Below are 18,929 nucleotides of genomic sequence, written 5' to 3' on the forward strand. Positions count from 1 at the left end.
GAAGCAGAGGGCTGTAATTCCGGCCAGCGGGTCGTCCTGAGCCTGACGAAGGACGAACCCGACTGACGACGCCGCGCGGCGCATGGAGCGATTGCGCCAGCAATCGCGGAACGGCGCGTGGCGCTCGCTAGCCCGACATTCCATCTGCGACAGTTTGGAAAACCTGCTCAAGATTTAGCCCGAGGCTTGTGAAGGCAATGATCGCGGCAAGCGAAATGAGTGCAGCGATAAGCCCGTATTCAATCGCCGTTGCGCCGTCTTCGTTCGAAAGTATTCGTTGCATGAGTTGCGATCCCTTGATTCTTTTACAGGGTATGCCGCGAGTATTACGAAAATCTTTCGTAAGAATTTATCGTTTGTCGAAATAATTGCGTCGCAAAAGAGCGCTGTCGCGGCATCCTATGGCGGGGACATTTCCCTTAAGAAGAAACTTTTGGAAAAGCAGAAGAACGGCAAAGCGAAGATGCGGGAATACGGGAATGTGAGCATCCCGCAGGAAGCGTTTATTGCTGCGCTTCGGATGGGTGAGGAATAGATAGTCCATATCTCCTACATGATTTTTCTGGTGAGATTGTGTAATCGGTGAAATCCGAACAAAGGCTGCTTGAAATATATTGAAATATATGCTCGCTCAGTTGCAAGACTAAGCGGGGGCAATTTTTGAATGAACAATCTTCAGGGTATGGGTGCGAGTCAATTTGCACCTAGTTTAAAATCAGAACGGAGAATTTTTCAGTACATTCAGGAGGGACGCTTAGATTCTGATGTCCTTGCTATTGTTCTCCCCGATTCTGCACCGTTAGAATATGAAGGGGCGCTGTGGGACTACAAGCGTACATTCCCGAATGTCGTCGGTAAGAACTTTCCGAGTGTCGATCCTCCGGACGATAAGGCAATAGCGGAATTGATGAAGGATGTTGTGGCATTCCATAATAGTTATGGAGGCTATATCCTTGCAGGAGTCGGCGAAGGAATAAACGATCCGATAGTTGGTTGCCGAAATATTGCTGGCTTTGCTTTCAAGGTAGACAAACTCAACGAAAAATTGAGAAGCTACACGAAAACTGAGATCACCTGCAGATTCTGTAAAATTAGACTGCCGGTCGCAGCGCAAGAGCTTGAAATCGGATTACTTCATATACCAAGGCGCCCCGACGGTGCGCCCGTGGTGCAGTTCTCAAAGGGCGCACCTGAAATAAAAGGGAAGCAAGCATTTAAAAAGGGGGATGTGTTCGCTCGGATAGATGATCAATGCGTCCCAGCAAAAGCTGATCCAAGAGTCATTCCATTTCTTTGTTCGGAAAGGTCTCTAGATCAGACGAAAAAGTCGCTTCAGCGCTCGACCGAAAATAACCTTCCTCCGCGAGACCCCAATTTGCTTAGATTTGTTGGGCGTTCAGACTATCTTTCGGCGCTTTGGGGGTGGCTAATCGAGAAGAATTCACCACTCAAAGTTTTGACTGCTCTCGGTGGTACTGGGAAAACTTCGATTGCTTATGAATTTTGCACTCAAATTGTGCAGAATAAACCGTCGACGATTGAAAAGGTCATCTGGCTATCGGCAAAAAGACAAACATACTCGGCGATTAGAGGTCAAAACCTCGCAGCAAGCCGCGTCGACTTTTTTGACATTAGGAGCTTCTTCGCGGCACTTTGTATTGAGGTCGGTGCTGTGGACAGTGACGTTGACGACTGTGAGACTGCACCAGACTTCGCTGAGCTTGCGCACGATCATCTACAAGAGCTTCCTTGTCTCGTAGTTATTGATGATATCGATACTTTACCCCTTGAAGAACAGAGTGAGCTCTTTTCGCAAGTCCAGGCGCTCTCCGGTCGGACGTTCGCATCTGGGACACGATTTTTGATAACTTCAAGACTCGAGTTCGGTGGAGCTAGTCAGCGTGTAAAGGTGGATGGATTTCCTCGCGATGAATTCGGTGACTACGTTGCACTTTTGGTTGAGGAGACTGGAATAGAGATCAACAGTTCTTTGACAGATCAACTATGGAAAGCGTCGCTTGGATCTCCAATATTTGCGGCTTCGATATTCAGGCTGTCCAGGCTTGGGACTTCGATTTCCAACGCGGTTCGAGATTGGAAAGGGGCTGCAGGTGAGGAAGTTAGGCGATTCGCTTTCGAGCGGGAGCTTGGTCAGCTATCAGATGCCGAATGCCGAACTCTGTTTGCATTGATCACGCTCGGTGAGACCACGCAAGTGGAGCTAGCCCATATACTTGAGATCGATCAACAGAAGCTTCTTCAACACCTTTCGCGAATACGAGAGTATCACATGTTTGCTGCAAACGATGCGGCACTTTTGGGCGCGAAGTTGACGGTCCCCGCACCGATTTTATTGATGTCGGACATCATAAAGGCGAGGGTCAACGATCCTAAGCGAATAGAGAAGGAGTGTGCGCGCGCGAGAAATAGAGGAAATCGATCAGACTCCACCGTTTCGTTTCTGATTGCGCAAATAGTTGCAGAGTGGCGAGAGGAGGAATTTGACGCAGCGCTCGCAATCGCTCGCGCTGCAGTTAAGCATAACTCCAAAAGCAGTGATTTGCCATGCATGTTGGGGCGTTGCTTGCTTCAAGTCTATCCTCCTCAGCCCAAGGAAGCCGACAAATGGTTCAAGAAAGCGCTTGAAAACGGCTGCACACGGATTGAGCTTGCTCAGTACTGGATTGAAGCCAAGAGACTTTTGTCCGATTGGGTTGGAATTTCGGAAGTCGCGGAAAAGGTTCCAAGTTCCGATATAAGAGGCCCGGCTGCTTTTACTGTCGCTCTCGCGGAAGCTAATCTTGGCTCGCAAGCTGCCGCCCGCCCAGACCCAGAGAAGGCTGCGTACCGATTCCGAAGGTCAATGTTTGAAATACAACGCGCTATCAGCGAAGGAAGAGCTGATGACAGTTTACCAGAAATGCGCGAAATTGCGCGAGAGTCTGCGAAACGATACGTGGCAATAGTTAATAGGCAATCCGAACAAGCAGGCGACAAACTGAATGTCTTCAACGCCGTATCAGATGTATTTGAGTGTCATATCTCCGAGTCTACTATGTTGCTATTGGGCGCTAAATCACTTCAAACTTGGGCAAACGATGTATTCAGACGGCCGAGTTTTGATCAAAAAGCTGCGGATATTTTGTCGCAAAAGTTGGACCGCCTCGATCAAATTTTATCACATATTGAGGATGCGGATTATCGACGTGACACTCTAGTATATAATTTGGGTAACATTTATGCTGAATTAGCCGATGACTATAACGGCTACCTTTCAGGGGCTTAATCCCACCCATCATCCGTCAACTTGTGCACAGTCTTCCGCGACTTTGGCTCAGGCTTCTTCCGCTTTTGCGGCACGGCATTGATCGTGTCGCGCGGGCCTTCGGCGACCAGCATCCGGGCCTCCTCGTCCGCTTGCGCCTGGTCGAGATCGCGGTCCCGTAGCTCCACAAAGCGGTCCCATGCGGCGCGGGTTTCCTCCGACAGGCATTCCCACTCGCGCTGCTGACGCAGTTCGATCTCGACGCGCAGCCCCTCGATCTTCGCATCAATCCGGGCGCGCACTTTCTCGGGCGAGACGGTGCTCCGCTCGGCCTCCCATTCCTTGCGCCATTTCTTCTTGAGCCGGCGCTTTTCCATCTTGCCGATCGCGTTGAGGCCCTTGAGGTCGCCGCCGCCTTTCGTCACCGAATTGCCGAAGCGTTCGGGCGCGCGGTTTCTCAGCATGAACATCAGCAGCCGGTCGTTGTAGCGTTTGCGCGTGCCGACGAGGTTGCCATAGGCGTAGAACGGCTCCTCCACACCGTTGAGCGCGCGTTCCATCGCGATGTCCTCCAGCCGCCGCACGCCGAGATCGAGCGCGGCCTCCCACGCCTTGGCGAAGCTTTCCCCTTCGGGCAGGCGGCGGATGCGGTAGGCGCCGACCGTGCTCATGTTGACGTGTTTGCAGGCCGCCTCGACGCTTCCGGTGTCGGCGAGCGCTTCGATGAAGTCGTGCTGGCGCTCGGCCGTCCAGCCGTCGGAGCGGTGCTTGATGGGCACGGGGGTGAAGTCGGGGAGCTCGCCCCGTTTGACTGGCAGGCGGGTGGTGCGGTTGTCTGTGCGGCGGGTCATTTTTTCCTTTCCGCACGCCATCCGGCGCGCGTGATCCTCGCTCATGCGATCATGGATCGCGTCGCTGCGGGCGCCCGGTTGGGCTTGCGGTTGCTTGGCAACCGATCAGGATCATGAACCACAAAAGCGGTGAGTAGGAAAATGTGCGGGCCCGCACGGTGCGCGGGCGCCGGTGCCAGAGGCTGTCAACAAACGTCCAACTTCACTTGGCGTTCACGCAGGGCATGGCTATAGGCTGGCCTCATGAAAACGACACTTCGCACTTCGCTGCTGCGCGCCGGGATCCTGGGCGCCTCGATCGTCACTCTCACCGCCTGCGGCGGCGGCTCGGGCAACGAAGACGTCGCCTATGTCGCGCGGGATGTCGAATCGCTTTACGGAGAGGCGCAGCGGCGGCTCGACGGGGGCAATGTGATGCTCGCAGCGGCGCTGTTCGACGAAGTGGAGCGGCAGCACCCCTATTCGCCCTGGGCGCGCCGGGCGCAGCTGATGAGTGCGTTCAGCTATTACATCGCGCGCGATTACAACAAGGCGATTCAGAACGCGCAGCGTTTCCTCTCCATCCACCCGGGTAACAAGGACGCGCCCTACGCCTATTACCTGATCGCATTGAGCTATTACGAGCAGATCAGCGATGTGAACCGCGACCAGAAGATCACCGAGCAGGCCAAGACGGCGCTGCGCGAAGTCAATCGGCGCTTCCCGCAGACCGAATATGCCGCCGATGCGCGGCTGAAGCTCGACCTGGTGGACGATCACCTCGCAGGCAAGGAGATGGAGATCGGGCGGTTCTATCAGCGTTCCGGCCTGTGGCTCGCCTCCGCGCTCCGTTTTCGGAACGTGATCGAGAATTTCGAGACGACCAGCCACACGCCGGAGGCATTGTATCGCCTGACGGAAAGCAGCCTCGCGATCGGTTTGCGCGAAGAAGCGGTGAAATACGCCGCCGTGCTCGGCGCGAACTATCCGGGCACCGAGTGGTACGAGAAAGCCTTCGAACTCGTCGAGGATCACGCCGCGGGCGTTCAGCCTTCCTAATTGTGAAGATCGTTCCGATTGTGGGAAGAGCCGACAGCGCCGCGTGACGCGCCCATTCACTTGGGTTAAAGCCAAGGCGCAATGCTGACCCGGCTCTCGATCCGCAATATCGTACTCATCGAAGCGCTCGATCTGGATTTCGGGCGCGGGCTCGGCGTACTGACCGGCGAGACGGGGGCGGGCAAATCGATTCTGCTCGACGCTCTCGGGCTGGTGCTGGGAGACCGGGCGGAAACCGCTCTGGTGCGCGCGGGCGAGGCGAAGGCGAGCGTTACCGCCAGCTTCGAATTCAGCGAGCTTCCGCCAGCTGTCGCCGAAGCGCTGGACGATGCCGATATCGAGCTCGAGCCCGGAGAGCCGCTGATCATTCGCCGCCAAGTCAAGGCAGACGCGGGGTCGAAAGCTTTCATCAACGATCAGCCCGCCAGCGTCGCGCTGCTGCGGGAGCTGAGACCGGCGCTGGTGGAACTGCACGGTCAGCACGACGATCGCGGGCTGGTGAACCCGCGCGGTCACCGCGCTCTGCTCGATCGGTATGCGGGGACGGGCCTTGCCGGATTGGCGCGCCACTGGGCCCAGTGGGCGAAGGCCGAGGCACAGCTATCCGAAGCGCGATCCGACGTCGAGCAGGCGAAGGCCGATCAGGACCTGCTCATCGCCCACCTTGCCGAACTCACCGCTCTGGAACCGCAGGCGGGTGAGGAAGTGCGCCTCGCCGCGACCCGCACGGATATGCAGAAGGCAGAGAAGCTTTCGGGCGAACTCGAAGAATTGCGCCATGTCTGGGAGGGTTCGGATTCGCCGCTCGCCTCGCTTAGAGTGGCGGCGCGCAAGCTTGACCGGATCGCCGGCGAACACCCGATGCTAACGGAGGCGCTGGCCGCGCTCGACCGCGCCGTAATCGAAGCGGGGGAGGCCGAGGAAAAGCTCGAATCCGCAGCGGAGGCACTGGTCCACGATCCGCAGGCACTCGACCAGGCGGAAACGCGCCTGTTCGAATTGCGTGCGCTCGCCCGCAAACACCGCTGCGAGGTCGATCAATTGCCCGATCTCATCCGGGAAATGCGCGCGAAACTGGACGCTATCGAGGGCGGCGAGGCACAGCTGGATGCGCTTGAAGCGGCTGCGAAGGAAGCGCGCGAAGCCTATGTGAAGGCCGCCGAGAAAGCGCACGATCTGCGGATCAAGGCGGCGCGGAAGCTCGACAAGGCGGTCGCGGCGGAGCTTGCCCCGCTGAAGCTGGATGCGGCGCGGTTCCTGACGTCGATCGCGGCTTTGCCCGAAGACAAATGGGGCGCGCACGGTATGGACGGATGCGAATTCCTGATCGCGACCAATCCCGGCGCAGACTTCGCACCTTTGGCAAAGATCGCTTCGGGCGGCGAACTTTCGCGTTTCATCCTCGCGCTGAAGGTGGCGCTGGCTGAAAAGGGCGGCGCGGCAACGATCATCTTCGATGAGATCGACCGCGGCGTGGGCGGTGCGGTGGCGAGCGCAATCGGCGAACGGCTCGCGCGGCTCGCCGCCGATGAAGGCCAGTTGCTGGCCGTAACGCACTCTCCGCAGGTCGCCGCGCGCGGCGCGCAGCACTACCTGATCGCCAAGGCTTCGTCGGGGACCGTCACGAAAACGAGCGTCGCCTTGCTCGATGAAGCGGGACGGCAGGAAGAAATCGCACGGATGCTGTCCGGCGCGGAGATCACGAGCGAGGCGAGGGCGCAGGCAGATCGGCTGCTGGAGGGGGTGTGATGGACAGACGGGAGGCAGCTCTGCTCGAAGCGAAGCCGACCTCGCATGCCTGACGCTTCGACTAGGTCGGCGTGGAGTGAGGCGCTTTCCCGTCCAATCTGGCGGGCGCTTACTGGCGAGCAGGCCGATCTCGCCATTGGCACCGGCAAAGCCCTCCGCATTGATCCACGCTATGGACCGTTCGCTGCGGCCTCGGACAGAAGCGATGCCGCTCAGGCTGACCTTGCTAACATCGTTGGCGCCTCACCGCATGAAATATGGCTGGTTGAACAAGAGGAATGGCCAGCACCCTCGGGAACGCGGACCGTCCGAACCGCGCCGCTATTGCAGATGGTCGCGGAAACGGATGAAAGGGCAGGCGAGCCAGATCCGGACATCCTTCCATTGGGTGAAGAAGACGTGCCGGAAATGACGGATCTCGCGCTCGCGACCGAGCCAGGACCATGGGGCGAGTTGACCCACCGATATGGCCAGTTTTTCGGCATTCGCCGGGGCCGAGCACTCGCCGCGATGGCTGGTGAGCGCATGCGACCCGCACCCGGTCTGACCGAGGTCAGCGGCGTGTGCACGTGGCCGCAATACCGCGGAAAAGGCATGGCACGGCGCCTGATAGCGCACGTGACGCAGGCGCAGCGAGCCAGAGACGAAACGCCGTTCCTGCATTCCTACGCGCACAATGAAACTGCTATAGGCCTCTACAAGAGCTTGGGTTTCGCACCAGCGCGAAAGATGATGGTCACAGTTCTTGCTCGGGCTTAAGAGCACGGAATGACTGAAGCAGCTAGCATGACCGAAGCCGAAGCCGCCAATGAACTCATGCGGCTCGCCAAGGCGATCGCGAAGCACGATCGGCTCTACCATGCCGATGACGCGCCCGAGATTACCGATCAGGAATACGACGCGCTTGTCCGGCGCAATGCCGAGCTTGAGGAGGCTTTCCCGCATCTGATCCGCGAGGACAGCCCTTCGCGAAAGGTGGGACATGAGGTTGCCGCTTCGCCGCTCTCCAAAGTGACGCACGAGGTCCGCATGATGAGCCTCGACAATGCTTTCAACCGCGAGGAGGTTGAGGAGTGGGCCGCGCGGATACGGCGGTTCCTGTCGCTCGATGAGGGCGAGCCCGTGGCGATCACCGCCGAAGACAAGATCGATGGCCTTTCCTGCTCGCTGCGCTACGAAAACGGCAAGCTGGTGCGCGCGGCGACGCGCGGGGACGGGCAGGTGGGTGAGGATGTGACCGCCAATGTCGCCCATATCGTGGACATTCCCCAGGAACTCCCGGCAGGCGTTCCCGAAGTCTTCGAAGTGCGCGGCGAGGTTTACATGTCGCGCGGCGATTTCGCTGCGCTCAATGCTGCGCAGGAAGAGGCGGGGGGAAAGCTGTTCGCCAATCCGCGCAACGCCGCTGCGGGTTCGCTGCGGCAGAAGGATGCAGGCGTCACGGCTAAAAGGCCGCTCAAGTTCTGGGCCTATGGCTGGGGTGCGGCATCCGACGTTCCGTCTGGCAGCCAGCACGACATGGTGCGCATGATCGAAAGCTGGGGCTTTCCGCTTTCGCCGTTCCTGAAGCTCACCGACAGCGTCGATGCGATGATCGCGCATTACGAGGAAATCGGACGGCAGCGGCCCGATCTCGGCTATGAGATCGACGGCGTCGTCTACAAGGTCGATCGCCTCGATTATCAGCAGCGGCTGGGTTTTGTCGCGAAAGCACCGCGCTGGGCGCTCGCGCACAAATTCCCGGCCGAGCGAGCCGAAACGACGCTGGAGGCCATCGACATCCAGGTCGGGCGGACCGGCAAGCTGACCCCGGTGGGCAGGCTGTCGCCGGTGCTGGTTGGCGGTGTCACAGTCACCAACGTCACGCTGCACAATCGCGACGAGATCGAGCGGCTGGGCGTGAAACCGGGCGACAGAGTCGTGATCCAGCGGGCGGGCGATGTCATCCCGCAGGTTGTGGATAACCTGACGCGTAAGGAGCCGCGCGAGCCCTTTGTCTTTCCCGACAAGTGTCCCGAATGCGCCAGCGAAGCGGTCGCCGAGGAGGGCGAGGTCGATGTACGCTGCACAGGCGGTCTCATATGTCCCGCGCAACGCACTCAAAGGCTTGAACATTTCGTCAGTCGCAAGGCTTTGGATATCGACGGCTTCGGGTCCAAAACGATTGCGCAGTTCTTTGCGCTCGGATGGCTGGAAAGCCCCGCGGATATCTATCGCCTGAAGGAACGGCGCCAGGAGATACTCGCGCTCGAGGGATGGCAGGACAAGTCTGTGGATAACCTGTTGGCGGCTGTGGAAAGCAAGCGCCGCCCGGATGCGGCGCGGCTGCTCTTCGGACTTGGTATTCGCCATGTCGGTGAGGTGACGGCGCGTGACCTGCTCAAGAATGTGCATGAACTGCCGGTTCTGCGTGAAATCGCGGAAAAGGCGCGCGCAGGCGATGAAGAGGCAGCTGCCGAGCTCACCAGCATCGACGGGATCGGACCAAGCGTTGTCGAGGCTTTGGGCGATTTCTTCCACGAACCGCACAATGTCGCGGTGTGGGAGGACCTGCTCGGGCAGATCGATCCTCCGCGCTACGAGGTCGAAACGCTGGATTCGCCGGTCGCGGGCAAGACGGTCGTCTTCACCGGAAAGCTCGAAACCATGAGCCGTGACGAGGCGAAGGCGCAGGCCGAGAGGCTGGGGGCCAAAGCTTCCGGGTCGGTGAGCGCGAAGACCGATTTGCTGGTCGCGGGACCGGGCGCGGGATCGAAGCTCAAGAAAGCGCAGGAGCTGGGCATCGAAACGGTCGATGAAGCGGGCTGGGCGAAGATCGTGGCGGAGGCAGGCTGATGGACCTGCTTCGCGAACTTCACCCGCAGGCGGCGCGGATTGCCGACATGCTCCGCTCACGCGGGGAAAAGATCGCGGTCGCGGACGGTGCGACCGGCGGGCTTATCGCGGCGTGCCTGCTCACGGTACCAGGCGCGCTCAAATTCTATGTCGGCGGCGGGATCGTCTATTCGTTCAAGGCGCGCGATGTGCTTTTCGAACTTCCGCGCGATGCCTATAAAGGCATGCGCTCGGCGACAGACGAATACGCCATGCTGCAGGCGCGCGCCATCCGGGACCGGTTGGGAGCGGAATGGGGGATCGCGGAAAGCGGTTCAGCCGGATCAAGCAAGCATCCGATGGGCGTCGCCTCGGGCCGCAGCGTGGCTGCCGTGGCCGGGCCCGCCACCGAAAGACTTGGCACCGTCGAAACCGCCAGCGACGATCGCATCGCCAACATGGATGCGTTCACGCGCAACGCGCTCGACTTGCTCGAAGCCGCGCTCAGCGCTGCGGACTAGGCGATCCAGGAAAAAGTGCCATTGCTCGCAGATAGAGGGGAAACCTTTAGGCGGCGGCGGATTGGTGATGCATGGCCGCATATTTCCGCTTCGTGTTGATCTTTATACCGATTTTGGCCGTCGCGCTCGTTTTCGCCGCAGCCAGCCCTGCGCCGGTACCGGAGACGGTGAAAGTGCCCATCGGCGAGGCTGCACCCGAACGATTGCCAAGCGCCGAGGAACGCGCTTTCGAAGCACGGCTCGGTGAGATCGGCAGCTCCATCTCGGGCGAAGTCGGGATCGCCGTGATCGATGTGGAGAACGGATACGCTTACCACTCGAACGGCGACCGGCTCATGCCGCAGCAGAGCGTGAGCAAGCTGTGGGTGGCGATGGCCGCTCTGGCGAAGGTCGATGCCGGAGAGCTCGATCTGACGGAGCGCGTCTCGATCCGCCGGGCCGACCTCACGCTGTTCTATCAGCCGATCCGGAATATCGTGCGCACGCGCGGCAGCTTTTCGAGCGATTACGACGACCTGATAGAGCGCGCTCTGGCCAGCAGCGACAACACCGCGAACGACCGCGTGCTGCGCCGCATCGGCGGGGCGGAGGCGGTGCAGGATTGGCTCGATGACGTGGGACTAGACATGATCCAGTTCGGGGCCGACGAGCGCACCAAGCAGAGCGCGATTGCGGGATTGCACTGGGACCAATCCTATTCCTACGGCGACATGTTTTACCGTGCGCGCGATGTGGTGCCGCAAGAGCGTCGGCGCGAGGCATTCGAGGCGTATCTCGGCGATCCCATCGACGGCGCGAGCGCTCTCGGTATTGCCTACTCCATGGCGCAACTGGCCCGCGGCGAACTCCTTTCCGAAGCCTCGACCCATTATCTGCGCAATACGCTCTCCCGCACCCGCAGCGGGCCGCGGCGGTTAAAGGGCGGGCTGGCCGAGGGCTGGGGGATCGAACACAAGACCGGCACGGGCCAAGTGTTCGACGGTGAACAGTCGGGCTACAACGATGTCGGCCTCCTCATCGCGCCCGATGGCACCGAATACGGCGTCGCGGTCCTGATCGGGAGGACGCGGGAATCGATCCCGGCGCGTATGGAGATGATGCAGGCCGTCACGCGCGCCGTTGCGGAATTTCACCGGAACCGCGCCGCGCTTGACGGCGATAACGCCGCCTAATCGTTGGGCATGATGTAAATCTCGCGCACCGCAGCGGTTTTGGGCTGGCCGAGGGCGAAGACCACGGCGCTTGCAACATCCTCCGGTTGGATCTTGGTGGGCTTCGGCTCGTCGAAGAATGCCGTGTCGACCATGCCGGGTGCGATCACCGTCGCCCTGCCGCCCCATTCGCGCATTTCCTCGGCGAGGTTCTCGCCGAAGCCGTGGACGAACCATTTGGTCGCCGAATAGACCGATCCCTTGAACGTATGTCGGCCCGCTTTCGAACCGGTGACGATAAAGTGGCCCTTCGTTTTCTTGAGGTGCGGAATGGCTTCGTGCGCGGCGTAGAGCACGGCGAGGATATTGACGTGGATCATGTCGTGCCATTCATCGGGGTCGCCGTTTTCGATGCCCGGTTTTTCAACGCCTGTTCCGGCATTCGCGTAGACCGCATCGACCCCGCCGAAATGCTCGGCCGTTTTGCTGAGCGCTTCGGCGATTTCGCTGCGCTTGGTAACATCGCAGGTGATCGCGAGCGCCGCATCGCCAATGTCGCTGGAAAGCGCTTCCAGCTTGTCGCCGGAACGCGCGCACAGCGCGACGTTCCATCCGGCTTCGGCTGCGGCTTTGGCGGTGGCAGCACCGATGCCCGAAGATGCGCCGGTGATAAGGAGGGTTTTTGCCATGGGGGTATCCTTTGATTGCAGGGCTTTGCATCATCAAATGGCGGGCGGGGCGCACGTTCCAAGATTTTTCGCGACATGCTGTCGAATCCGGCTTGCGTCCTTCGTCACAGTGTCGGAGCCTCGCCATTCCGGCGCGGCGAACCACGGAGACAAGACATGCAATACATGCTGCTGATCAACGAGGACGAGAGCATCTATGAAGGCGAGGAGGGCGCCAAGAAGATGGAAGCGACGCTCGCGGGCCATATGGCGCTGGCGCAAAAATGGGCCGGCAAGGGCATCGCCTTTAGCGGCGAGCGCCTGAAGCCGGGAAGCACCGCGACCACGATCAAGTGGGACAATGGCAGCCATGCGCTGCACGACGGCCCCTTTGCCGAAACGCACGAAGAACTGGGCGGCTTCTACATCATCGACGTCGACAGCCTCGACGATGCGCTTGAGTGGGCGAAGCAGATCCCGGTCCCCGGCAAGGGCGCGGTCGAAGTCCGCCCGGTCTGGCCGATGGAAGGGTGAGCGAGAGCGCAGACCTTGCGCGCCGTTGCATGGCCGCGCGGCCCCGGCTGGTTGCAGCCTTGGCCGCGCGGCTTCGCGATCTCGATGCGGCCGAGGATGCGTTCGGCGAGGCGATGGAGGCCTGCCTCGCGCTCGATAACCCACCAGACCGCCTCGAAGGATGGCTGATGACCGTTGCGCGGCGCAAGGCCGTTGATGCGATCCGCAAGGAGGCGGCGCGAGCACGGGCAAGCGAGGCAGCGGCCCTGATCGATGAAGGAGGGCAAGACATGGGCGATGTCATCGAACTCCCCGAAGCGATCCCCGATGAGCGTTTGCGGCTGATCTTCATCTGCTGCCATCCCGCTATCGGGATTGAGGCGCGCACTGCGCTCGCTTTGAAGGTCGTGTGCGGACTGCCTGTGAGCGCTATCGCGCGCGTTTTCCTGACCAGCGAGCCTGCCATGTTCCAGCGTATCACCCGCGCCAAGACCAAAGTGCGCGAGGCGGGAATCGCATTCGAATTGCCCGAGCGGCGGCATTGGGGTGAGCGCCTCGAGGCAGTGCTGCTAACGATCGAGCTGGCCTACACGGCCGCCTACCAGGATGCGGCGGGCGAGATCGATCCGGAACTGTCCGCCGAAATCGAACGGTTGGCCGCGATGATTGCGGACCTCCTTCCTGAAGAACCCGAAGCGCTGGCGCTTGCCTCCCTTGTCATGCTTGCCCGGTCGCGCGAGGCTGCGCGGCTCGACGAGATTGGGGCGATGATCCCGCTGTCGAAGCAGGACCCCTCACGCTGGGACTTCGAAGCGATCGAGCAGGCGCGTACATGGATGGACCGCGCCGCCTGCCTGGAGCGAAGCGGCCCCTATCAGATCATGGCGGCGATCCAGCTGACCCACGCGCGGCGCGCATTCGATGGCGAGACCGACTGGAGGGCAATCCTCTCGCTATACGATGTACTGATGCAGATGAGGCCGGGGCCGATGGTTGCGCTCAACCGCGCATTGGCCCTTGCCCAGGTGAAGGGGCCGCAGCCTGCAATCGAGGTCCTGTCGACATTACCGATCGAGCGGCTTCGCAATGCGCGCCCTCTGCATGTCGCAAACGCCCATCTGCTCACATGCCTGGGCGATCGAGAGGCAGCAGCAACAGCGCTCGACGAAGCGCTGGCCATGAACCCTCCGCGAGCCGAACGGCTGTTCCTGGAGCGTTGCCGGATCGAGCTAGCGCAGGGCTAGTCCTCGCCTACGGGAGGAACCCATTTCATCACGCCGCCCGCCAGCGGGGTCCACAAACCGGTTCCTATCTCTGCAGCCGCCAGGCGGTCGCTCGTCCACTGGTTGCAGGTATTGCCCAGGTGATAGGTGCCGCGCGCATCGTAGAACACATCGTGCTGGCTGTAGCCTGGGTAAACGGAACGCGCTTCCTCCTTGGCAAGTTGCACGGTGATCTCGCGAGTGAGTGCCGCGTATTGCTCCCGGCTGATGCGCATCGGGCGGAAATCGTCGGAGGGAGCGGGGCGCACATACCACGCAACATGAAGCACGCCTTCTCCTCCGAACAGCGCCCTAGCTGCCACCGCAGGGTTCAAATCTGCCCATGTCGGCGTTTCGAGGAAGAACGCGCGCTCACCCCAGCTCACCGAAACGTGGGTGTAGGGGCGAGCGGGCGCTGCAATATCGCCGATCGGGAACTGTCCGCGCCAGTCAATGATATCGGTGGTGACCGGCATGGCGATTTCGGTGTGGATGCCATTTTCTCCGACAAAGATCTCGACGCCCTGATCGGCCTCTATCCAATCGGAATTGCGCGGGATCGAAGAGCCAATCCAGGCGCTGAGCAGGAACAGCGTGGTCGGCAGAACCAGCATCGCGGCAAGCACCGCCAGGCCGCGTTTCAGCCATTGCCGCCTACCAGACACAGCTACCCAGCGCGGTCATCGAGCATGACGCCTTCGCAGCCACAGGATCGCCCAGTCTCCCCGCTGAAGCCGTGCGGCGAGCCGGAACCCTGCCTGTCTGTATGCGCGGCGCACGGCGCGTTCCTGTCCCCCAGCGAGTAAACCAGCGAGCAGGACGCTGCCTGTCGGCGGGACAGACGCGGCGAAATCGGGAGCCAGTTCGACCAGCGGCCCGGCGAGGATATTCGCGATCAGCAGATCGTAGGGTCCGCGCGCCTGCAACAGCGGATCGTCCATCCCTTGCGCGATCACCATGGTCATCGCGCCGCGCCCTGATCCCCATGGCATCGCGTTGAGCCGCGCATTGTCCTCGACCACGCCCGCGCACACCGGATCGATGTCGGAGGCGGTGACCTCCGCGCCGGGCCAGAGCTTCATCGCTGCAAAGCCGAGCAGGCCTGTACCCGTGCCGATATCGGCAATCGCGCGGTAATGCGCGCCGCTCGCCTTCATCGCGCTCAGCATTTCGAGGCACCCGGCGGTCGTCTCATGCTGCCCAGTGCCGAATGCCTGGCTGGCAGGGATGGCGAAGTTGATCGCATCGTCCGCAGGCGGGAAATCGGGTGTGTGGACATAGAACCGGCCCGCGCTGATCGGCGGCGTGCCCTGCTGGCTTAGTGTTACCCAATCTTCTGCGGGCAGTTTTTCGACTTCGATTTTGGGAGCCTTGCCGTCGAACAGCCCAGCAAAAGCTCGCTTCTGCGGCGCGCCGGGCTTTCTCGGATACCATCCCTCTAGCACCCATTCGAGCGGTCGGTCTTCGACGATCTCGCGCCCGGAAATGACAAGGTCGAAATCCCATTCTTCGATCTCGTCATGAGCGAGCAGCGCCGCTTGCACCTCGGCCTTGGGCGCGAAGGCCGATAGCTTCCATGCGGAGTCAGCGGACAAAGCTGGCCCCATTGGCATCGATCACCGCGCCGGTCATGCTGGGCGGGGCATCGAGCGCGCAAAACGCGATGATCTTCGCGATTTCCTCCGGGGTCGCGACGCGTCCCAGCGGAATGTCGGCGAGCAAGCCTGCGCCGCCCCTGCTTTCAAGGTAATCTCCTGCCATCGACGTGTCGGTGAAGCCCGGTGTGATGGCGAAGCTCAGAACACCTTCGGCGGCATAGGCGCGCGCAATCGTCTTGTGCATGGCGACCATGCCGCCTTTTGCCGCCGCGTAATGCCAGTGCGCCGGACTGTCCCCGCGATAGGCCGCTCTACTCGCGACATGGACGAGCCTGCCGCGCACGCCATCCGGTGCTGCATCGCGCGATTGCCAGTGCCGCAAGGCAAACCGACTGAGCTGTGCCGCGGCGGTCAGATTGATGCGCAGGGTGTCTTCCCACGCATCGAGCCATTCGATGTCCGAGCGTTCCAGCGGGTTGGCATCGAACAATCCGGCATTGTTCACCACCGCCGAGATGTCGCCGCCGGATCGCTCGAGTGCCTCATCCCATAAGGTTTGCACTGCGCCGGGATCGGTGAAGTCGGCTGCGATATTGCCGGGATACCCCTCGCGCGTCTGGTGGCCGATGACCTCGATACCGCGGCTTGCAAGCTCGGCCTTGGCGGCTGCGCCGATCCCACGGCTCGATCCGGTGATTAAAATGAAACTCATGCAACGCTCTATCCGAAACTTTGCAAGCGGAGTCGAGCGCTCACGGCTTGCCTCATCCGGCGAGACCGCTAAGTGGGAAGGGCAAACAAGTTTAAACGGGATAGCCATGAACCAAAGACCGCTTTCGCCGCACCTCCAGATATGGCGGTGGGGACCTCACATGCTGGTATCGATCCTGCACCGCGCGACCGGAGACGGATTGGCGCTGGTCGGGCTGTTCGTGCTGGTGTGGTGGCTTGGTGCGATTGCAAGCGGACCGGCAGCCTACGAGACATTCGTCAACGCGATGACATCGCCTGTCGGCTGGATCGTGCTGTTCGGACTGTCCTGGGCATTCTTCACCCACATGATGAGCGGCCTGCGCCACTTCGTGCTCGATATCGGTGCAGGTTACGAGCTCAACACCAACCGGTTCTGGTCGATCGCCTCGCCGATCATCGCGATCATCCTCACCATCGCCCTCTGGGCGGTCGTGATCCTGGACTGAGGAGGGCGAGACATGGGTAACGGCACTTCCATCGGGCGCGTTCGCGGTCTTGGCTCTTCGCATGACGGGGCGCATCACTGGCTCGTCCACCGCTTCACCGCCATCAGCAATCTCGTGCTGATGAGCTGGCTGATCATCAGCTTCATTTTCATGGACGATTACAGCCACGCCTCGGTCAGTACGTGGCTGGCGCACCCCGTCTCGGCAACGGCGATGATCCTGCTGGTCGTCAGCCTGTTCTGGCACGCCCGGCTGGGCCTGCAGGTCCTGATCGAGGACTACGTCCACAATTACGGCACGAAATTCGCGCTGCTATCGGCGCTCAATATTGCAGTTATCGCTGGCGGAACATTTTCTGTGTTCAGCGTCGCCAGTCTCGCATTTGGAGGTCAGGCCTGATGGCTACCGGTGAATCCAATGGCAGCCTCAAGGGCGCTTACAAGATTATCGATCACACCTATGACGTGGTGGTGGTCGGCGCAGGCGGATCGGGCCTTCGCGCAACAATGGGCGCGGCGGAAGCTGGACTTCGCACCGCCAACATTTCCAAGGTCTTCCCAACGCGTTCGCACACGGTGGCTGCGCAAGGCGGCATCGCGGCAAGCCTCGGCAACAACACGCCCGATCACTGGACCTGGCACATGTACGACACCGTTAAGGGATCGGACTGGCTGGGCGACCAGGATGCGATCGAATATCTCGCGCGCGAAGCGCCGCAGGCGGTCTACGAGCTCGAGCATGCCGGCGTTCCGTTCTCGCGCAACGAAGACGGCACGATCTACCAGCGCCCGTTCGGCGGTCACATGCAGAATATGGGCGAAGGGCCTCCCGTCCAGCGCACCTGCGCAGCCGCCGACCGTACCGGGCACGCAATGCTCCACGCGCTCTATCAGCAGAGCCTCAAATACGATGCGGATTTCTTCATCGAATATTTCGCGCTCGACCTGATCATGTCCGAAGAAAACGGTGAGAAGAAATGCGTCGGCGTGATGGCGATGTGCCTCGATGACGGGACGATCCACCGCTTCCGCGCGCAATCGGTCGTGCTCGCCACCGGCGGTTATGGGCGCTGCTATTTCACCGCGACTTCGGCGCACACCTGCACCGGCGATGGCGGCGGCATGGTGCTGCGCGCAGGACTTCCGCTGCAGGACATGGAGTTCGTACAGTTCCACCCGACCGGAATTTACGGCGCGGGCGTGCTCATCACCGAAGGCGCGCGCGGCGAGGGCGGTTATCTGACCAACAGCGAAGGCGAGCGTTTCATGGAGCGCTATGCTCCCTCGGCGAAAGACCTCGCCTCACGCGATGTCGTCAGCCGCTCGATGGCGCTCGAAATGCGCGAAGGGCGCGGGCAGGGGCCGGAAGGCGACCATATCCACCTTCACCTCGATCACATTGATCCGAAGGTGCTCGCAGAGCGTCTGCCCGGCATCACCGAAAGCGGCAAGATCTTCGCCGGTGTCGATCTGACGCGCGAAGCGCTGCCGGTGACGCCGACGGTCCATTACAATATGGGCGGCATTCCGTGTAACTATCACGGGCAGGTGGTGACGCTCGGCCCGGACGGCGATCCGGATCATGTCGTGCCCGGCCTTTACGCCGTGGGCGAGGCAGCCTGCGTTTCGGTGCACGGCGCCAACCGCCTCGGTTCGAACTCGCTGATCGATCTCGTGGTGTTCGGCCGCGCGACCGGTCTGCACCTCAAGGAAAACACGGTCGCCGGTGCAAGCCAGCCAGAGCTTCCCGCCGACAGCGCCGACTTCGCGCTCGGCCGGGTCGATCACTTCCGCTACGCGCAGGGCGGTTCGCCCACCGCGGCGATCCGCGCCGACATGCAGAAGGCGATGCAGGCCCACGCCGCCGTGTTCCGCGACACAAAGCTGATGGACGAAGGCGTTCAGAAGCTCGCTGCGCAGAACAAGCGGATGGAAGACATCCACGTGACCGACCAGTCGCTCATCTGGAACAGCGACCTGATCGAAACGCTTGAGCTCGACAATTTGATGGCGCAGGCGAATGTCACCATGGCATCCGCAGCGAACCGCAAGGAAAGCCGCGGTGCGCACGCGCATGAGGATTTTCCCGATCGCAACGATGCCGAATGGATGAAGCACACCATCGCCTGGTTCGAAGGCTGGGGCGGAAGCGGATCGAACATCCAGATCGATTACCGCCCGGTCCACGAATACACACTGACGGACGACGCTACCTATATCGAGCCGAAAGCGCGCGTATATTAAGTCGTTCCCAGGCCGATCTCGCAGCTTGACCAAAGCATCGGCGCGGGGCAGCTTCGC

19 protein-coding genes are annotated in these 18,929 nt (G+C 60.9%); 13 read left to right on the forward strand and 6 right to left on the reverse strand.

Annotated features, from left to right (window positions below; genetic code table 11):
* Window positions 1–127 precede the first annotated feature (127 nt).
* Window positions 128–283 (reverse strand): Flp family type IVb pilin, encoded by a 156-nt coding sequence (locus IB285_RS04935; RefSeq protein ID WP_190787130.1) that lies wholly within the window; start codon window positions 281–283, stop codon window positions 128–130.
* A gap of 3 nt (window positions 284–286) precedes the next feature.
* On the opposite strand from IB285_RS04935, the gene IB285_RS15000 reads away from it, so the two are divergent.
* Complete coding sequence (locus tag IB285_RS15000; protein ID WP_234033065.1) at window positions 287–535, forward strand: hypothetical protein; 249 nt, start codon at window positions 287–289, stop codon at window positions 533–535.
* Between the two features lie 129 nt (window positions 536–664).
* Entirely contained in the window at window positions 665–3,286 is a 2,622-nt protein-coding gene (locus IB285_RS04945; protein ID WP_190787131.1) for an ATP-binding protein, read from the forward strand.
* Here IB285_RS04945 and IB285_RS04950 read toward each other — a convergent pair.
* Entirely contained in the window at window positions 3,283–4,116 is an 834-nt protein-coding gene (locus tag IB285_RS04950; protein WP_190787132.1) for a hypothetical protein, read from the reverse strand. The genes IB285_RS04945 and IB285_RS04950 overlap by 4 nt on opposite strands.
* Window positions 4,117–4,359: 243 nt before the next feature.
* Between IB285_RS04950 and IB285_RS04955 the strand changes: the two genes are divergently transcribed.
* From IB285_RS04955 to IB285_RS04980, 6 genes are all read left to right on the forward strand, one after another.
* A complete protein-coding gene (locus IB285_RS04955; RefSeq protein ID WP_190787133.1) occupies window positions 4,360–5,154 on the forward strand; it encodes an outer membrane protein assembly factor BamD in 795 nt (264 codons plus the stop codon).
* Window positions 5,155–5,235: 81 nt separating this feature from the next.
* The gene (gene recN / locus IB285_RS04960) at window positions 5,236–6,903 is read left to right on the forward strand and encodes a DNA repair protein RecN (protein ID WP_190787134.1); all 1,668 of its coding nucleotides are present in this window, start codon (window positions 5,236–5,238) and stop codon (window positions 6,901–6,903) included.
* A 45-nt stretch (window positions 6,904–6,948) separates the two neighbouring features.
* Window positions 6,949–7,662, forward strand: coding sequence for a GNAT family N-acetyltransferase (locus tag IB285_RS04965; protein ID WP_190787135.1), 714 nt, complete (start codon window positions 6,949–6,951; stop codon window positions 7,660–7,662).
* Window positions 7,663–7,671: 9 nt separating this feature from the next.
* Window positions 7,672–9,738, forward strand: a complete 2,067-nt coding sequence (ligA, locus tag IB285_RS04970) for an NAD-dependent DNA ligase LigA (protein ID WP_190787136.1) — start codon at window positions 7,672–7,674, stop codon at window positions 9,736–9,738.
* Window positions 9,738–10,238, forward strand: a complete 501-nt coding sequence (locus IB285_RS04975) for a CinA family protein (protein ID WP_190787137.1) — start codon at window positions 9,738–9,740, stop codon at window positions 10,236–10,238. Before ligA ends, IB285_RS04975 begins: the two co-directional genes overlap by 1 nt.
* A gap of 71 nt (window positions 10,239–10,309) precedes the next feature.
* Complete coding sequence (locus tag IB285_RS04980; RefSeq protein WP_190787138.1) at window positions 10,310–11,410, forward strand: serine hydrolase; 1,101 nt, start codon at window positions 10,310–10,312, stop codon at window positions 11,408–11,410.
* Here the strand turns inward: IB285_RS04980 and IB285_RS04985 are convergent.
* Entirely contained in the window at window positions 11,407–12,078 is a 672-nt protein-coding gene (locus IB285_RS04985) for an SDR family oxidoreductase (protein WP_190787139.1), read from the reverse strand. The genes IB285_RS04980 and IB285_RS04985 overlap by 4 nt on opposite strands.
* A gap of 156 nt (window positions 12,079–12,234) precedes the next feature.
* On the opposite strand from IB285_RS04985, the gene IB285_RS04990 reads away from it, so the two are divergent.
* Both IB285_RS04990 and IB285_RS04995 read left to right on the forward strand, forming a co-directional pair.
* Window positions 12,235–12,591: a YciI family protein gene (locus tag IB285_RS04990; RefSeq protein ID WP_190787140.1), complete on the forward strand. Its 357-nt coding sequence runs from the start codon at window positions 12,235–12,237 to the stop codon at window positions 12,589–12,591.
* A gap of 29 nt (window positions 12,592–12,620) precedes the next feature.
* Window positions 12,621–13,814: an RNA polymerase sigma factor gene (locus IB285_RS04995; RefSeq protein ID WP_190787141.1), complete on the forward strand. Its 1,194-nt coding sequence runs from the start codon at window positions 12,621–12,623 to the stop codon at window positions 13,812–13,814.
* On the opposite strand, the gene IB285_RS05000 is transcribed toward IB285_RS04995, so the two are convergent.
* The 3 genes from IB285_RS05000 to IB285_RS05010 are packed head-to-tail and all read right to left on the reverse strand — an operon-like array spanning window position 13,811 to window position 16,142.
* Window positions 13,811–14,497, reverse strand: a complete 687-nt coding sequence (locus IB285_RS05000; protein ID WP_328705849.1) for a DUF2459 domain-containing protein — start codon at window positions 14,495–14,497, stop codon at window positions 13,811–13,813. The two genes, IB285_RS04995 and IB285_RS05000, sit on opposite strands and share 4 nt — an antisense overlap.
* A gap of 15 nt (window positions 14,498–14,512) precedes the next feature.
* Complete coding sequence (locus IB285_RS05005) at window positions 14,513–15,427, reverse strand: 50S ribosomal protein L11 methyltransferase (protein ID WP_234033066.1); 915 nt, start codon at window positions 15,425–15,427, stop codon at window positions 14,513–14,515.
* Window positions 15,417–16,142, reverse strand: a complete 726-nt coding sequence (locus IB285_RS05010; protein WP_190787142.1) for an SDR family NAD(P)-dependent oxidoreductase — start codon at window positions 16,140–16,142, stop codon at window positions 15,417–15,419. The genes IB285_RS05005 and IB285_RS05010 overlap by 11 nt, the downstream gene beginning before the upstream one ends.
* A gap of 106 nt (window positions 16,143–16,248) precedes the next feature.
* On the opposite strand from IB285_RS05010, the gene sdhC reads away from it, so the two are divergent.
* The 3 genes from sdhC to sdhA are packed head-to-tail and all read left to right on the forward strand — an operon-like array spanning window position 16,249 to window position 18,872.
* Entirely contained in the window at window positions 16,249–16,629 is a 381-nt protein-coding gene (gene sdhC / locus IB285_RS05015) for a succinate dehydrogenase, cytochrome b556 subunit (RefSeq protein ID WP_190787143.1), read from the forward strand.
* A 12-nt stretch (window positions 16,630–16,641) separates the two neighbouring features.
* Complete coding sequence (sdhD, locus tag IB285_RS05020) at window positions 16,642–17,028, forward strand: succinate dehydrogenase, hydrophobic membrane anchor protein (RefSeq protein WP_190787144.1); 387 nt, start codon at window positions 16,642–16,644, stop codon at window positions 17,026–17,028.
* Window positions 17,028–18,872, forward strand: a complete 1,845-nt coding sequence (gene sdhA / locus IB285_RS05025; RefSeq protein ID WP_190787145.1) for a succinate dehydrogenase flavoprotein subunit — start codon at window positions 17,028–17,030, stop codon at window positions 18,870–18,872. Before sdhD ends, sdhA begins: the two co-directional genes overlap by 1 nt.
* The last annotated feature ends 57 nt before the right edge of the window (window positions 18,873–18,929 follow it).

It is taken from the genome of Erythrobacter rubeus (assembly GCF_014705715.1).
GTDB lineage: Bacteria > Pseudomonadota > Alphaproteobacteria > Sphingomonadales > Sphingomonadaceae > Erythrobacter > Erythrobacter rubeus.

Excerpts from the sequence above, each read along its gene's own strand:
- IB285_RS04935 (WP_190787130.1), bottom strand. The coding sequence starts at position 283 with ATGCAACGAATACTTTCGAACGAAGACGGCGCAACGGCGATTGAATAC.
- IB285_RS04945 (WP_190787131.1), top strand. The coding sequence starts at position 665 with ATGAACAATCTTCAGGGTATGGGTGCGAGTCAATTTGCACCTAGTTTA.
- IB285_RS04950 (WP_190787132.1), bottom strand. The coding sequence starts at position 4,116 with ATGACCCGCCGCACAGACAACCGCACCACCCGCCTGCCAGTCAAACGG.
- IB285_RS04955 (WP_190787133.1), top strand. The coding sequence starts at position 4,360 with ATGAAAACGACACTTCGCACTTCGCTGCTGCGCGCCGGGATCCTGGGC.
- recN (WP_190787134.1), top strand. The coding sequence starts at position 5,236 with ATGCTGACCCGGCTCTCGATCCGCAATATCGTACTCATCGAAGCGCTC.
- IB285_RS04965 (WP_190787135.1), top strand. The coding sequence starts at position 6,949 with ATGCCTGACGCTTCGACTAGGTCGGCGTGGAGTGAGGCGCTTTCCCGT.
- ligA (WP_190787136.1), top strand. The coding sequence starts at position 7,672 with ATGACTGAAGCAGCTAGCATGACCGAAGCCGAAGCCGCCAATGAACTC.
- IB285_RS04975 (WP_190787137.1), top strand. The coding sequence starts at position 9,738 with ATGGACCTGCTTCGCGAACTTCACCCGCAGGCGGCGCGGATTGCCGAC.
- IB285_RS04980 (WP_190787138.1), top strand. The coding sequence starts at position 10,310 with ATGGCCGCATATTTCCGCTTCGTGTTGATCTTTATACCGATTTTGGCC.
- IB285_RS04985 (WP_190787139.1), bottom strand. The coding sequence starts at position 12,078 with ATGGCAAAAACCCTCCTTATCACCGGCGCATCTTCGGGCATCGGTGCT.
- IB285_RS04990 (WP_190787140.1), top strand. The coding sequence starts at position 12,235 with ATGCAATACATGCTGCTGATCAACGAGGACGAGAGCATCTATGAAGGC.
- IB285_RS04995 (WP_190787141.1), top strand. The coding sequence starts at position 12,621 with ATGGCCGCGCGGCCCCGGCTGGTTGCAGCCTTGGCCGCGCGGCTTCGC.
- IB285_RS05010 (WP_190787142.1), bottom strand. The coding sequence starts at position 16,142 with ATGAGTTTCATTTTAATCACCGGATCGAGCCGTGGGATCGGCGCAGCC.
- sdhC (WP_190787143.1), top strand. The coding sequence starts at position 16,249 with ATGAACCAAAGACCGCTTTCGCCGCACCTCCAGATATGGCGGTGGGGA.
- sdhD (WP_190787144.1), top strand. The coding sequence starts at position 16,642 with ATGGGTAACGGCACTTCCATCGGGCGCGTTCGCGGTCTTGGCTCTTCG.
- sdhA (WP_190787145.1), top strand. The coding sequence starts at position 17,028 with ATGGCTACCGGTGAATCCAATGGCAGCCTCAAGGGCGCTTACAAGATT.